10 protein-coding genes and 1 pseudogene are annotated in these 14,239 nt (G+C 73.8%); 6 read left to right on the top strand and 5 right to left on the bottom strand.

Annotation, left to right across the window (positions count from 1 at the left end; all coding sequences use genetic code 11):
- The first annotated feature begins 18 nt into the window (after positions 1 to 18).
- On the top strand, positions 19 to 1,065 hold the full coding sequence (locus TU31_RS14425) for an aldose epimerase family protein (RefSeq protein ID WP_042154373.1): 1,047 nt from the start codon (positions 19 to 21) through the stop codon (positions 1,063 to 1,065).
- 128 nt (positions 1,066 to 1,193) lie between these two features.
- On the top strand, positions 1,194 to 1,892 hold the full coding sequence (locus TU31_RS14430; RefSeq protein WP_042154375.1) for a DUF4097 family beta strand repeat-containing protein: 699 nt from the start codon (positions 1,194 to 1,196) through the stop codon (positions 1,890 to 1,892).
- Between the two features lie 88 nt (positions 1,893 to 1,980).
- Here the strand turns inward: TU31_RS14430 and TU31_RS14435 are convergent, their stop codons facing one another.
- Positions 1,981 to 4,509 carry a beta-glucosidase family protein gene (locus TU31_RS14435; protein ID WP_042154376.1) on the bottom strand — a complete coding sequence of 843 codons (2,529 nt, stop codon included), beginning with the start codon at positions 4,507 to 4,509 and terminating at the stop codon, positions 1,981 to 1,983.
- A gap of 140 nt (positions 4,510 to 4,649) precedes the next feature.
- On the opposite strand from TU31_RS14435, the gene TU31_RS14440 reads away from it, so the two are divergent.
- Positions 4,650 to 5,393, top strand: coding sequence for a TetR/AcrR family transcriptional regulator (locus tag TU31_RS14440; protein WP_052718938.1), 744 nt, complete (start codon positions 4,650 to 4,652; stop codon positions 5,391 to 5,393).
- A gap of 120 nt (positions 5,394 to 5,513) precedes the next feature.
- Here TU31_RS14440 and TU31_RS14445 read toward each other — a convergent pair whose 3' ends face one another.
- Complete coding sequence (locus tag TU31_RS14445; RefSeq protein WP_245698545.1) at positions 5,514 to 6,092, bottom strand: LppU/SCO3897 family protein; 579 nt, start codon at positions 6,090 to 6,092, stop codon at positions 5,514 to 5,516.
- Between TU31_RS14445 and TU31_RS39715 the strand changes: the two genes are divergently transcribed.
- The 3 genes from TU31_RS39715 (at position 6,081) to TU31_RS36865 (ending at position 9,346) form a co-directional block, all read left to right on the top strand.
- A complete protein-coding gene (locus TU31_RS39715; protein ID WP_245698546.1) occupies positions 6,081 to 6,326 on the top strand; it encodes a hypothetical protein in 246 nt (81 codons plus the stop codon). The two genes, TU31_RS14445 and TU31_RS39715, sit on opposite strands and share 12 nt — an antisense overlap.
- Positions 6,327 to 6,551: 225 nt before the next feature.
- Entirely contained in the window at positions 6,552 to 7,850 is a 1,299-nt protein-coding gene (locus TU31_RS14450) for a PA0049 family protein (RefSeq protein ID WP_042154380.1), read from the top strand.
- Positions 7,851 to 7,951: 101 nt separating this feature from the next.
- The gene (locus TU31_RS36865; protein ID WP_078885786.1) at positions 7,952 to 9,346 is read left to right on the top strand and encodes a nitrilase-related carbon-nitrogen hydrolase; all 1,395 of its coding nucleotides are present in this window, start codon (positions 7,952 to 7,954) and stop codon (positions 9,344 to 9,346) included.
- Positions 9,347 to 9,487: 141 nt separating this feature from the next.
- Here the strand turns inward: TU31_RS36865 and TU31_RS14460 are convergent, their stop codons facing one another.
- The 3 genes and pseudogenes from TU31_RS14460 to TU31_RS14475 all read right to left on the bottom strand — a co-directional run bounded on the left by TU31_RS14460 (position 9,488) and on the right by TU31_RS14475 (position 14,030).
- A complete protein-coding gene (locus tag TU31_RS14460; protein WP_042154382.1) occupies positions 9,488 to 10,411 on the bottom strand; it encodes a ribokinase in 924 nt (307 codons plus the stop codon).
- Positions 10,412 to 10,481: 70 nt separating this feature from the next.
- A pseudogene (locus tag TU31_RS39720) lies at positions 10,482 to 12,445 on the bottom strand (ABC transporter permease/substrate-binding protein).
- Positions 12,435 to 14,030, bottom strand: a complete 1,596-nt coding sequence (locus tag TU31_RS14475; protein WP_042154388.1) for a sugar ABC transporter ATP-binding protein — start codon at positions 14,028 to 14,030, stop codon at positions 12,435 to 12,437. The pseudogene TU31_RS39720 and the gene TU31_RS14475 overlap by 11 nt, the downstream one beginning before the upstream one ends.
- Between the last annotated feature and the right edge of the window lie 209 nt (positions 14,031 to 14,239).

A 14,239-nucleotide genomic window follows, 5' to 3' on the forward strand; every position in this document is an offset into this window, starting at 1 on the left:
GGGCATAGGGTCGCTGCCATGAAGACGCAGGTCAGCAGGGAAGCCTTCGGCGCGCTGGAGGACGGTACGTCCGTCGACCGCTGGACCCTGGAGTCGGGACCCGGCGGGGTGCGGGTCCGGGTCCTGACCTACGGCGGAATCATCCAGACGGTGGAGGCCCCGGACCGGGACGGGGAGCGGGGGCAGCTGGCACTGGGCTTCGCCGACCTCGGCTCGTATGTCACGCACGGCGGGTCGCACTTCGGCGCGCTGGTCGGGCGGTATGCGAACCGGATCGCCGGGGCGTCGTTCCGACTCGACGGCCGGACCTGGGAACTGACGCCGAACAGCGGGCCGCACAGCCTGCACGGCGGGCCGCGGAACTTCTCCCGGGTGGTGTGGGAGGCCCGGCCGGTCGACGGCGGTGTGCGGCTGCACCGGGTCTCTCCGGACGGTGAGGAGGGCTTCCCGGGTGCCCTGGACGTCAGCGTGACCTACACCCTCTCCCCCGGCGGCGCGCTGCGCATCGTCTCCCGGGCACGGACCGACGCGCCGACCGTCGTCAACCTCACCAACCACACGTACCTCAATCTGGGCGGGGACGGCAGCGGCAGCGCCACCGGGCACCAGCTGCGGCTGGCGGCGTCCCGGTACACACCGTGCGACACCGGCGGCATTCCGGTGCCCGGCGCACCGGCCGAAGTCGCCGGCACCCGCTTCGACTTCCGGACGGCGCGCGCGGTGGGCGGCGCCTTCGACCACAACTTCGCGCTGGACGGCGGGGTGTGCCACGCACCGCGCACCGTCGCGGAGTTGTACGACCCGCGCTCCGGCCGCGCCCTGGCCCTGGCCACCACCGAGCCCGGTCTCCAGCTCTACACCGCCGGTCATCTCGACGGCACCCTGACCGGCACCTCGGGCGTCCCCTACGGCCCGGCGGCCGGACTGGCCCTGGAAACCCAGCACTTCCCGGACTCCCCGAACCGCCCGGACTACCCCAGCACGGTGCTGCGACCCGGCGAGACCTATCGGTCGGAGACCGTGTACGGCTTCTCGGTGCGGCCGCGGACTGCGGGGAACCCTTAAGGGCACGGCTGCGCCAAGGTCATCCTGTGCGGCGACGCCACGGAGGGGGCCGGGGCGGAACGATGGCACCGATCGGTTGTCCGGTCCGTTTCGTTTCCGTTCACTGCTGCCCCGGGAGACCTCTCACCATGGCCCGCCTGCGTACCTCTCTACTCGTGCTGTCCTGTGCCGCGTCGGTCGTGCTGATGACCGGCTGCTCGCTGACGGGGTTCGGCCCGGACAAGGAGGCGGAGCGTACGTACACCGTGCCCGGCAAGGTCACCGCGCTGTCGGCGACGACGCACGGCGGGAACATCGAGGTCGTCCCGGTCGACGCCGGCGGCCAGGTCAAGGTGACGGAGAAGTATGTCTACAACGAGCGGAAGCCGAGCCCCTCGCACGAGGTCAAGGACGGCCGGCTGACGCTGGAGGCCGAGGACTGCGGCATGGGACGCCGGTGCGAGGTGGCCTACCGGGTGCTGCTGCCGCGCGATGCCTCGGTCGATCTGCGGACCAGTGGCGGGGACATCACCGTCCGCGGCGCCACCGGCGGCATCGCCGCGGAGACCAGCGGCGGCGACATCACCGTCAAGGACTCCACGGCCCGCACCGCGAAGGCGCGGACCAGCGGCGGCGATGTGGATCTCGCGCTGTCCTCGGCGCCCGACGAGATATCGGGCCGCACCAGCGGAGGCAATGTCACCATCCGGCTGCCGAAGGGCTCCTACGCCGTGGAGGCCACGACCAGCGGCGGCAACAGAAAGGTCTCCGTCCCGACGGACGAGGGCTCCGCGCACAAGGTCACGGCACGGACGAGCGGCGGTGATGTGTCGGTGGTGCCGTCATGAGGGGACGGTCGCGATGAGGGTCCGGACGGGCGCGTGCCGGGACCGGTGGGGGCGTCCCTGGGGAGGAGCGCCCCCGCCTCCGGCCCCGTCAGCCGACGGTGACCTCCGCCGTCAGCCTGCGGTCGTCGACGCTGCGCGCCGCCTCGACGAGATAGACGCCCTTGACCCGCTGCCAGTCACCGCCCTCCGCGTCCCAGACCGCGAACGCCCGGTCCGGCAGCGGGATTTCGGCCTCGGTGCTCTCCCCGGGGCCGGCCTCGACGACGGCGAAGCCGGCCAGCCAGCGCGCCGGGCGCTCCGGAGCGTCGGGGGCGGCGTCCTCGGTGGGCGCCAGATAGATCTGGACGACCTCGCGGCCGGTCCGGTCGCCCGCGTTGCGGACGCGCACCCGTACCGAATCCGGGGTGGTGTCCAGCGACTCGTACTCCCAGTCGGTGTAGCCGAGTCCGTGGCCGAAGGGGTAGGCGGGTGCGACGGCGGACCGCTGCCAGGCGCGGTAGCCGACGAACACGCCCTCTGCGTAGTCGAGCTGGCCGCCGGTCGGGGTGACGGTGGTGACCGGGGCGTCGTCGAGGCGGGCCGGCCAGGTGGTGGGCAGCCGGCCGCCCGGCTCATGGGCGCCGAGCAGCACGTCCGCCAGCGCCGCCCCGGCCTCCTGCCCGGGGAACCAGCTCAGCAGCACGGCGGGGACCTGCTCGCGCCACGGAAGCTCCACCGGGGAGCCGGAGTTGACGACCACCACGGTGTGCGGGTTGGCGGCGGCGACCCGGCGGACCAGTTCGTCCTGGCGGCCCGGCAGCCGCAGATCCCGGCGGTCGAAGCCCTCGGACTCGGTCTCCTCGGTGGTGGCGACGACGACGATCGCCACCTCGGCGTCGGCCGCGGCACGGACCGCCTCGGTGATCTCCGTGTCCGCATCGGCCTGCGGCGCCCGGTGGCCGAGCAGGAAGTGCAGCGCGGCCGGCGCCTCCCCGGAGCCGCCCGGGCGGTCCGGCACGTACCGCAGCGTGACATCGACCCGCTCGTCCGCCGTCAGCTGCGCCGTCACCCGCCGCTCGACGGGGTTGAGGAACGACTCGAAGGGGTCGCCGCCCTCCGGTGCGCAGTGGCCGTCGAAGAGCACCGCGCCGCCGACGGTCAGCCGCAGCGCACCGGTGCCGGAGACCGCGAGAGTGTGGCCGCCGGTGTGCCGCGGGGTGAAGCTGCCGGTCAGTTCGACGGCGCTCAGATTCTGCCGGGTGACGCCCTCGGGGAAGCGGCCCATCACCTGCACCTTGCCGTCGCGCTGCGCGGTCTCGGCGAGCAGCCGGCCGTCCGCGGCCAGGTAGCGGGCGCGCAGCGTGAAGCCCTCGCGGGCGTGCGGGACGCGGGAGCGCGGATCGGCACCGGCCGCGAAGGTGAGCTCGACGTCGTCGGGCAGCGCGGCGCGCAGCCCCTCCAGCGGGGAGACGACCGCGTCGGGAAAGACGGTCGCGGACCCGCCGCCGAGCACCCGGGCCTCGCGCGCGGCCGCCCCGATGACGGCGACCCTGCGGACCGCGGTGGCATCGAGCGGCAGCGCCCGCCGCGCACCGGCCACCGGCTCGTTACGCAGCAGGACACACCCCCGCCGGGCGACCTCGCGGGCCACCGCCCGGCCGTCGATCCCCCGCGGGATACCGGCCGGGTCGACCGCGGCCGGCACCCCGTCCAGACAGCCCGTACGGGCGGCGAGCAGCAGCACCCGGCGCACCGCGTCGTCCACCTCCGACTCGGCCACCTCACCACCGCGGACGGCACCGGCGAGCCGCTCGCCGTAGACCGTACGGGGCCCCGGCATCGCCACGTCCAGGCCGCCGCGCAGGGCGCGCACGGTGTCACGGGCGGCCGTCCAGTCGGAGACATTGCAGCCGTCGAAACCCCATGCGCCGCGGAGCACGTCCTGGACCAGAGCCCGGTGTTCGGTCATCGTCGAGCCGTTGACCTGGTTGTAGGCGGTCATCACGCCCCAGGGGCGGGCGTTTTCGACGATGTGCTCGAAGGGCGCGAGATAGAGCTCGCGCAGCGGGCGGGGAGCGATGCGGTTGTCGACGGTGAGCCGGTCGGTCTCGGCGTCGTTGCCCACGAAGTGCTTGACGGTCGCGCCGACGCCGCCCTCCTGCACCCCACGGACATATCCGGCCCCGATCTCGCCGGTGAGCAGCGGGTCTTCCGCATAGCACTCGAAGTGCCGGCCGCCCAGCGGTGAGCGGTGCAGATTGACGGTCGGTGCCAGCAGGACGTGCACGCCCTTGCGGCGGGCTTCCTGGGCGAGCAGGTGACCGGTCCGGCGGGCCAGCTCGGGGTCCCAGGTGGCGGCCAGCGCGGTGGGGCTGGGCAGCATCACCGAGGGGTCCTCGGGGCTCCACTCCTGACCCCGCACCCCGACCGGCCCGTCCGACATCACCAGCGACCGGAGCCCGATCGCGGGCACGGCCGGCAGCGTCCACATGTCCTGGCCGGACAGCAGCCGGGCCTTGGTGTCGAGGTCGAGCGCGGCGAGGGCCCGCTCGACGGCCGCGGCGTGCTCGTGCGCGCGGTCCCGGGCATGATGGTGGGCGGCGTCAGCGGCGGGGCCGTGAGAATGGTGGTCGGTCATGCGGCTCTCCGGTGTTCCCTGAATGGACGTGCGGACCCCCCGTCCGGATTCTTACCGGCCCACCTGTCAACCGGTAGGCACCGTTACTTTTCCGTTACATCAGTCGTACGGGATCTCCACGGGAGGGTTACGCTCGGCCGGTGACTGCACGAGACCAGGAAGGACGCCGCGGCGGCGGCCCGGGCGCGCGGCGCGCCGGCGGCGGGCGCGAGACCCAGCGCGCGGAGCGGCGCGCGGCCATCCTGGAGGCCGCCATGGAGCTGATCGCCGAGCGCGGCTACCGCCGCACCTCGCTCGCCGCCGTCGCCGAACGCGCCGGACTGACCCAGCAGGGCCTGCTGCACCACTTCCCCACCAAGGAACTGCTGCTGGTGGGGGTACTGGAGACGCGCGACCGCTGGGATCTGGCCTCGGCGGCCGCGGCGGCCGGCACCCGGCACACCGACACCCTCGCCCAGCTCGTCGACTACAACGCCACCCGCCCCGGCCTCGTCCAGACCTACACGGTGCTGGCCGCCGACAGCGTCACCGAGGACCACCCCGCGCGCGCATTCTTCGAGAGCCGTTTCCGCGTCGTCCGGGCCGCGATGGCCGAGGTGCTGCGGACCGAATGCGGCGACACGCTGCCCGGCGGTCTGACCCCGGAGCGGGCGGCGCCGCTGCTGGCCGCCGTGATGGACGGGCTCCAGTTGCAGTGGCTGCTGGACCCGGAAGAGGTGGAGATGCCGGCGGCCTTCCGGGACTTCCTGGCGCTCCTCGGGTGCGGGCAGGGGCGGGCCGGCGGGACCGGGGAGGGGCCGGGCGAAGAACCCGGCGAGGAGCCGGGCGAGGGGTCCGGGGAGGAGCCGCGCGAGGGGTCGGGCGACGGGCCCGGCGAGGGCTGATACCGGAGCCTCCGCAGACGTCGTAGACCCCTCCCGAGCCCGCAGACCTCGTGGACCCCGCCGAGCCCACAGACCCCGCGGGCCCCGCCGAGCCCGCAGCCCCCGTGGGCCCGGGTGCGGCTACCGGGCAGGCGCGAGGCAGGAGATCGTCATCCTGTCCGGGCTGTAGGTGAGGTCCGCGAGCAGCTCGCCGTCGGCGCACACGTCCTTGGAGGTGTCGAGCCGGCGGGTCACCTTGTACTCCGCGTCGGCCGAACCGCAGTCGACGATCTCCAGATCCTGGTCCTCCCAGTCGCCTTCGTTGCGGACACAGTCACCGACCGCGAGGGTGGGCGCCTGCCCGATACCGGCACCCTCGACGAACGCGCCGAGCACGAACAGGGTGGGAATCGCCAGCACCACCAGCGCCATCGGCACCAGGAACAGCAGCGCCACCGGCCGGCGCAGCAGCGACCGGCCCGGGTCGAGCGAGGGGCCGAACCCGCCTACGGGGGCGGCCAGTTTGCGGAAGCGGCTCCTGGGTCCGAGGTTCATCAGCAGGGTGACCGGGGTGACCACCACGGACAGCGGGCTCCACCAGCCCTGCCAGAGCGTCTTCGCGGACATCTCCCGGTAGGTGGCCAGCCCGCAGGAGCGGCAGAACGTTCCGCTGCGGCTCAGGAAGCGCATCAGGAGGAAGAGGCCCTGGTGCCCGCGCACAGTGGCCTGCACGGCGGGCCGGGCCCCGCAGAGCCGGCAGCCCGGGTCGGCGGCGTACGGCTGCGGGTGCGGCTGCGGGTGCGGGTGCAGGGGCTGCTGACGGTCGTACGGATACGGGGCCGCCGGCTGCCCCGGCTGCGGGTCGTACGGGCCGACGGGCGCCTGCGAGTGGGCACCCGCGGGCCGTTGCGGGTGGGGCCCCAAGGGCGGTGGCCCGTACGGCTGGGCATATGAGTGCGGGCCGTGCGGCGGTGGCGGAGTGGCCACAGAGTCCCCCTGAGTCTCATGGAATGCGCCGGACGCGGCGGCGGACCGGACCGGACGGGACCAGGAACCCTATCCACGGTCATCCGACGCCCACCGGGCCGGGTCGAGGGCCCAAGTCAGGGGGCAGGAACCGGACAGCGGGGAGGCCGGCACCTCTACCGCCCCCACGCCCACACCGCTTTACTCGCCCCCATGAGACGCATACGTACCAGGATGGGCGCGCTCGGTGTCGCGCTGATGGCCGCCGTCCCGCTGGCCCTGACGGCTCCGGCCGCCGCGGCGCCGGCGGCGGACAGCGCGGACAGCACGGTGGAGGAGGGGCGGCTGACACAGGCGGCGCCGCAGGAGATCCTGCGGCGCAGTGGATTCGATGTGTGGGAGCGGGAGTTCGCGAGCGGGCTGGCGCGGGTGACGAGCTACCCGGAGGCCCGGCGCTATGTCGCGGACGAGGGGCGGGCGCTGTGGCGGCGGGCCGTGGACCGGGCACAGGGCCGCGGGCCCGACGGCGGCGATCTGAGCCGGGACGACGACCGGCCGCTGTATTGGGCGCGGCTCGGGATGACGAAGGAACTACGGCAGTGGCGGCCGGAGTTCGGGCTGTCCGAGGGCCGGCGCGACGCCCTGCTGGGGTCGCTGGAGCGGGGTTCGCGCGGGCAGGACTCGATCGCGCTGCCCGCCGGGGAGAAGGTGCTGCGGGTGGTGGTGACCGGCTTCGACCCGTTCCAGCTGGACGCCGATGCCCGGCGGAGCAATCCGTCGGGGGCGGCGGCGCTCGCGCTGGACGGGACGACGGTGCGGACCGCCTCCGGGAAGCCCGCCCGCATCGAGACCGCGGTCTTCCCCGTACGGTGGGCCGACTTCGCCGCGGGCACGGTGGAGCGCACCCTGCTGCCGCACTTCCGGAGCGGACCACGGCAGGCCGATCTGTTCACGACGGTCAGTCAGGGGCGGCCCGGCCGGTTCGATGTCGAGCGGACCAACGGGGCCTGGCGGGGCGGCTATCCGGACAATGCGCGGGACTCGCGTACGGAGCTGGTGCCGATCCCGGCGGGGGTGCCGACCGTGCGGCCGCAGCCGCAGTGGACGACCACCAGCCTGCCGTACGCGCGGATCGTGGCGGCCGGCACCGGACCGTACCCGGTGGTCGACCACACCGCCGTCACCGAGATCCCGGCGGGCGGTGGCGCACCCGTCGACCGGCCGGACGGCCCGACCCCGGGCTCCACGGCGCGTGCCGGGGGCGGCGGGGACTATCTCTCCAATGAGATCGCCTATCGGGCGACGCTGCTGAGGGACGCGGTGCGACCGGCGATCCCGGGCGGGCATCTGCACACACCGGTGCTGGAGTTCGGCCCGGACAACACGGACCCGGCGAACGGCCGGATCACCGACCCCGTCTTCGTACGGAACCGGACCGCGATCACCGGGCAGGTGCGGGCGGTCGTGACGGTGGCGGCGTCGGAGGCGGCGGCAGCACAGGACCGGAAGTAGCCGGACCCAGGTCCCCTTGGGCGGGCGGTCCGGCGGCGGGAGAGGCCACCGGATCGCCCGGACCACCCCGATCGGCCCGGCCCGCCCGGCATCATGGGCGAATGATCATTGCTGCCGCACAATTCCTCCCGGTACCGGGCGATATCGAGGCCAATGCCGCCCGGATGGCCGGGCTCCTCACCCAGGCCGCCGGGCGCGGCGCGGGGCTGGTGGTCTTCCCCGAACTCGCGCTGACGCACTACGACCTGGCGCTGATAGCCGCCGACCCGCAGGGCATGACGGTCACGGCGGACGATGCCCGGCTGGCACCCGTACGGGAGGCCTGCCGGGCGACCGGGACCGCGGCGGTCGTGAACGCGGCGGGCCGCGCCTCCGGCGGCGGCTCCCGTCCGGCCATCTCCTCATTCGTCATCGGCCCGGACGGCGCCCTGGTCACCCGCTACGACAAGGTCCATCTGTACGGGGACGAGAACTCCGTGTTCGCGCCGGGCACCGCCGAGGGCCGCTGCACCCTGGGCGGTATCCGGTTCGCGCTCGCCACCTGCTTCGACAACAGCGTCCCCGAGGTGGCGGCGCGGGCCGCGGCGGACGGCTGCCGGGTGTCGCTCGCCAGCTCCTTCCACGGCTCGGCGGAGCGCGTGGCGCGGTATGCGCAGCAGGCGCGGGACCACGGGCTGCAGGTGCTGCTCGCCAACGGCATGGGGACCGGCGGCTCCGCTTCGGGGTGCGGACTCAGCGGCGCCTGGCTGCCGTCGGGCGAGCGGGTGGCGGCGGCCGCCGAGTGGACCGGGCCGGTGCCGGGGGACGGTGCGGAGCTGGTGTTCACCGATGTCCGCGACCGGATCACGCTGATGGCGGACCCGGCCGTGGCCGCGATCCCCGTCGAGGAGTGCGGTGAGCCGCTGGTGGACGTACGGACCGCGGCGCCCGCGCTGCTCGTGGCCGAGGACCGGAACGACCCGCTCGGCGCCTTCGCCCTTCTGCGGGAGAGCGTGCTCCAACGGCTGCTGGCGGCGCAGGAATCGCTGCCGGACGGGCTGCGGTTGCAGTTCGTCGAGGGCTACCGGCCGCCGGGGCTCCAGCGCCGCTACTTCGAGGAGTACGCGGACGAACTGCGCGCCGCCCACCCCGGCTGGGACGCCGGCCGGCTCCACCGGGCCGCCAGCCGCTATGTGTCGCCGCCCGGGATCGCACCGCACAGCGCCGGTGGTGCGGTGGACCTCACCCTCGTCACCGCCGACGGTGAACCCGTCGACATGGGGACGCCGGTCAACGCCTCCCCCGAGGAGAGCGACGGCGCCTGCTACACGGCCGCGCCGGATCTGGCGCCCGTCGCCCGCGCCCACCGCCGGGTGCTGAACGCCGCGCTGACCGACGCCGGTCTGGTCAACTACCCGACCGAGTGGTGGCACTGGTCCTACGGCGACCGCTACTGGGCGCTGGCGACCGGCGCGGACCACGCGCTGTACGGGCTCAAGGAGCCGGCCGGGCGGTGAGGTGATCGCCGGTTGCGGTCCGTCCCTCCGCACGGCCGAACGCCCGGGCCGCGCAGACCGCATCGGCCACCCAGGCCACGTCCGCGGCGCCGGGACGGCCGGGCCGTGCCGGGCCAATGCCGTGCGGTGCCGCCCCCGGCCTCAGCCCTCCGGCTGTTCCGGCGCCAGTACCTCCAGCTCCGCCCGGGTCGGGTAGGACGGCTGGGCGCCCGGCTTGGTGACGGCGGCGGCGCCGACCCGTACGGCGAAGCGCGCCGCCCCGGGCAGCGTGTCGCCGCGGGCCAGGCGGGTGGCGAGGGCGCCGGTGAAGGCGTCGCCGGCACCGGTGGTGTCCACGGCCTTGACGCGTACGCCCGGGACGTTCTCGGCTCCGGAGGCATCCAGGACCAGCGCGCCGTCGCCGCCGAGGGTCACCACGACGGAGCGGGCGCCCCGGTCGCGCAGTGCCTGCGCCCACTGGGAGGGGGTGCCGTCGGTCAGCCCGGAGAGCTGCCGCGCCTCGTGCTCGTTGACCACCAACGGATCGGCCACCGACAGGAGTTCGGGGGCCAGATCCGCCGTGGGGGCCGGGGAGGGGTTGAGCACGACGCGGGTACCGGCCTGCTCGGCGGCCGCGGCGGCGGCCCGTACGGACTCCATGGGGATCTCCAGCTGGAGGGAGACCACCGCGGAGGCGGCGATGGTGTCCTTCGCGGCGGCCACGTCCTGCGGGGTGAGCGCGGCGTTGGCGCCCGGCGAGACCACGATGCTGTTGTCACCGTCCGGGTCGACGATGATCATCGCGGTGCCGGTGCGGGCCGTCTCGTCCACGATGACCGGGGTGACATCGGTGCCCGCGGCGCGCTGGGCACCGAGCAGCAGCTCCCCGTACGCATCGCCGCCGACCCGCGCCAGCAGCGCGGTGCGCCCGCCGATCCGGGCGGCGGCGGCCGCCTGGTTGGCGCCCTTGCCGCCGGCCGATTCGACCAGGTCCGTGCCGAGCACCGTCTCACCCGCGCCGGGCCGCCGGTCGACCCGTACCGTCAGATCCGCGTTGGCCGAGCCGACCACCAGGACGTCATACATGCACCGCTCTCCCACTTCTCTTCTCATCCGTCATTCCCGGCGGCCCCCTCGGCCGTCCCGGGCCACGCTCTCAGTCGTCGAACTTCGCGGCGTTCTCGGCGGTCACCAGCACCACCGGCACCCGCACCGACCGCGGCAGCTTCTCACCACGGGAGGCCTTCAGCGCCCAGTCCACGGCCTGCTTGCCGAGGAGTTCCGGCTGCTGGGCGACGGTGGCGGTCAGGGTGCCGCCGCGGACCGCCTTGACCCCGTCCGGGGTGCCGTCGAACGCCACGACCTTGACGTCCTTGCCGGAGCGGCCGCCCAGCGCCTTGGACGCGCCCAGCGCCATCTCGTCGTTGGCGGCGAACACCCCGCCGATGTCGCGGTGCGCCTGGAGCATGTTGGTCATCACGTCCATGCCCTTGGTGCGGTCGAAGTCCGCGGGCTGCCGGGCGACGACCTGGATGCCGGGGTACTTCTTGATGCCCTCTTCGAAGCCCTTGCCGCGCTCGCGGGCGGCGGAGGTGCCGGCCTGGCCCTCCAGGAAGGCCACCTTGCCCTTGCCGCCGAGCGATTCGGCCAGGGTCTTCGCGGCGAGCCGGCCGCCCGCGACGTTGTCGGAGGCGATGGTCGAGCCGACCGTACCGCCGTTGACACCCCGGTCGATGGAGATGACCGGCACCTTCGCCCGGTTGGCGACGCCGACGGCCGGGACCGCGGCATCGGAGTCGACCGGGTTGATGATGGCCGCCTTGACGTTCTGGCTGGTGAACGTCTCCATCTGGTTGATCTGCTGGGTGGGGTCGTTCTGGGCGTCGGTGATGTTGAGGTGCAGACCGCGGGCGTCCGCCTCGGCCTGGGCGCCTTCCTTGATGCCGACGAAGAACGGGTTGTTCATCGTGGACAGCGCCAGCCCCAGATCGGTGTTGCCGCCGCGGTCGCAGCCGGCCAGGCCCAGAACGACGGTCGCGGCCAGCCCGGCCGCCAGCGACGCCTTGACCGGGGTGTTCCGCCGGGCGCTCCGCCGGGTGTTCCACCGGGCGTTCATCGCGCGCTCCGGCGGCGCAGCGTGTCCAGGAGCACTGCCACCGCGATGACCAGGCCGGTGGCGACCTGCTGCCAGAACGCCGAGACGCTCAGCAGGTTGAGGCCGTTGCGCAGGACGGCGAGGATCAGCGCACCGATGAGGGTGCCGGAGGCCTTGCCGGAGCCGCCGGAGAGGCTGGCCCCGCCGATGACGACGGCGGCGATGGCGTCCAGCTCGTAGCCGGTGGCGGCCTGCGGCTGGGCGGAGGTGAGCCGGGCGGCGAGCACGATGCCGGCGACCGCGGCGAACACCCCGGACAGCGCGTAGATCGCGAGCTTGCGGCGCTTGACGTGGATGCCGGAGAGCCGGGCCGCCTCCTCGTTGCCGCCGATCGCGAACATCGCGCGGCCGGCGTACGTACGTGCCAGCACCAGCGCGGCGATCAGCCCCATCGCGATCATGACGAGCACGGGCACCGGCAGCCAGCCGCCGAGGGTGTCACCGAGCGCGCCGACCGAACCGGGGAAGGCGATCGGTGAGCCGCCGGAGATGACCAGGGCCAGGCCACGGCCGACCGAGAGCATCGCCAAAGTGGCGATGAAGGCGGGCAGTTTGCCGTAGGCGACCAGCGCGCCGGAGACCAGACCGGCCGCCGCGCCGACCGCCAGGCCGAGCAGTACCGCCATCCAGACCGGCAGGCCCTCGTTGGTGGCCGCCCAGGCCACGACGGTGGCGGAGAGCGCGGCGACCGAGCCGACCGACAGATCGATACCGGCCGAGACGATCACGAAGGTGACGCCGAAGGCGAGGATCGCGGTGACCGACGCCTGGACGCCGACGTTGAGGAGGTTCTGCCCGTTGAGGAAGTCCCCGGACAGCACCGCCATCACGACGACCAGGGCGATCAGCCCGCCGAGCGGGCCGTTCCTGAGGACCGCCCGGGAGAACCACGGCCCGAAGCCGTCCCGGTCCGGTGCCCGTCCCACCGCCTCGGCGGCGGCTCCTGTCTTCACCTCAGTGGACATCGGAGCCCTCCATCGCGCTCTCGTCGTTGTGCTTCGTGCTCGTGCTCGTGCCGTGCGGGGCCTGGAGCGCCAGTTCCATCACGGCGTCCTGGGTGGCCTCTTCGGCCGACAGCTCACCGGCCAGCCGGCCCTGCGACATCACCAGCACCCGGTCGCTCATCCCGAGCACCTCGGGCAGATCGCTGGAGATCATCAGGACCGCGCGGCCGGCCGCCGTCAGCTCGTTGATCAGCTGGTAGATCTCGACCTTGGCGCCGACGTCGATCCCGCGCGTCGGCTCGTCGAGGATCAGCAGCCGGGTGTCCGTCAGCAGCCACTTGCCGATGACGATCTTCTGCTGGTTGCCGCCGGAGAGGGTGCGGGCGCTCTGGCCGAGGCCGCTCATCCGGACCTTCAACCGCTCGGCGGCGATGGCCGCTTCGCGCCGCTGCGCTCCCCGGTCCACCAGCCCGCCGCGGGTGTCGCGGTCGAGCCGGGCGAGGGTGAGGTTGTCCTGGAGGGAGGCGTCCAGCACCAGGCCCTGGCCCTTGCGGTCCTCCGGTACGAGGCCGAGCCCGGCGCGCATCGCGGCCCGGACATCGCCGCGGGCCAGCTCCTTGCCGTCGATCTCGACCGTGCCGGCGTCATAGCGGTCCACGCCGAAGATCGCCCGGACGACCTCGGTGCGGCCCGCGCCGACCAGCCCGGCCAGGCCCACGACCTCACCGGCCCGCACCTCGAAGTCGATGCCCTCGAAGACCGGTCCGGCCGGGGTGCCGTTGCGGGTCAGCCCGCGGACGCGCAGCAGGGGTGCGCCCGGCTCGTCGGGGCGGCGGCGCGGGTACTGCTCGGCGATGTCCCGGCCCACCATCAGGCGGATCAGCTCGTCCTCGTCCGTCGAGGCCGGCACCTCCGCGACGGAACGGCCGTCCCGCAGGACCGTCACCCGGTCGCCGAGCGCGCCGATCTCCTCCAGGTGATGGGTGATGAAGATGATGCCGACGCCGGCGTCGCGCAGTTCGCGGACGATCTCGAAGAGGGTCTCGACCTCCTCGGAGGTCAGCACCGCGGTCGGCTCGTCCATGATCAGGACACGGGCGTCCAGGCTGAGCGCCTTGGCGATCTCGACCATCTGGAGGCGGGCGATGCCCAGTTCGGCGACCGGGGTGTTCGGGGACACATCGAGCCGTACCCGCCGCAGCAGTTCGGCGGCCCGGGCCCGCATCGCCTTCTTGTCGACCAGCCCGAGCCGGGTGCGCGGCTGCCGGCCCAGGAAGATGTTCTCGGCGACGGTCAGCCCGGGGACGAGGTTGAACTCCTGGTAGATGGTGGCGATGCCGAGCCGTTCGGCGTCCTGTGCCGAACGGATGCCGGCCTGGTCACCGTCCACGAGGAGGCGGCCCTCGTCGGGGCGGTGGGCGCCGGAGAGCATCTTGATGAGGGTGCTCTTGCCCGCACCGTTCTCGCCGAGCAGGACATGCACCTCACCGGCGCGCAAGGTCAGGTCCACGCCGTCGAGCGCGCGGACACCCGGGAACGACTTCGTCACCCCCTCCACGCGCAGCAGTTCGCGGCCGCCCGGTACGTCGTCGTTGACGCCGGTCATGCGCTGCCCCTCTCTTCCTCGGTGGGTTGGGTGATGGCTGGTTCGGGTGGGCGGTGAGGTCGCCGGCTCGGGTGGGTGGTGGTGGGTGGTGGTGGCCGGCCTGGGTGGGCCATGGGCCGGTGGGGCGGGGGTCGCTGGTTTGCGTGGGCGGTGGTGACTGGCTGGGGTGGCCCGCCCGGACGGGGGAGCCGGGTCCGGAGTGCCGGACC

Source organism: Streptomyces lydicamycinicus (assembly GCF_000829715.2).
Taxonomy (GTDB): Bacteria; Actinomycetota; Actinomycetes; order Streptomycetales; family Streptomycetaceae; genus Streptomyces; species Streptomyces lydicamycinicus.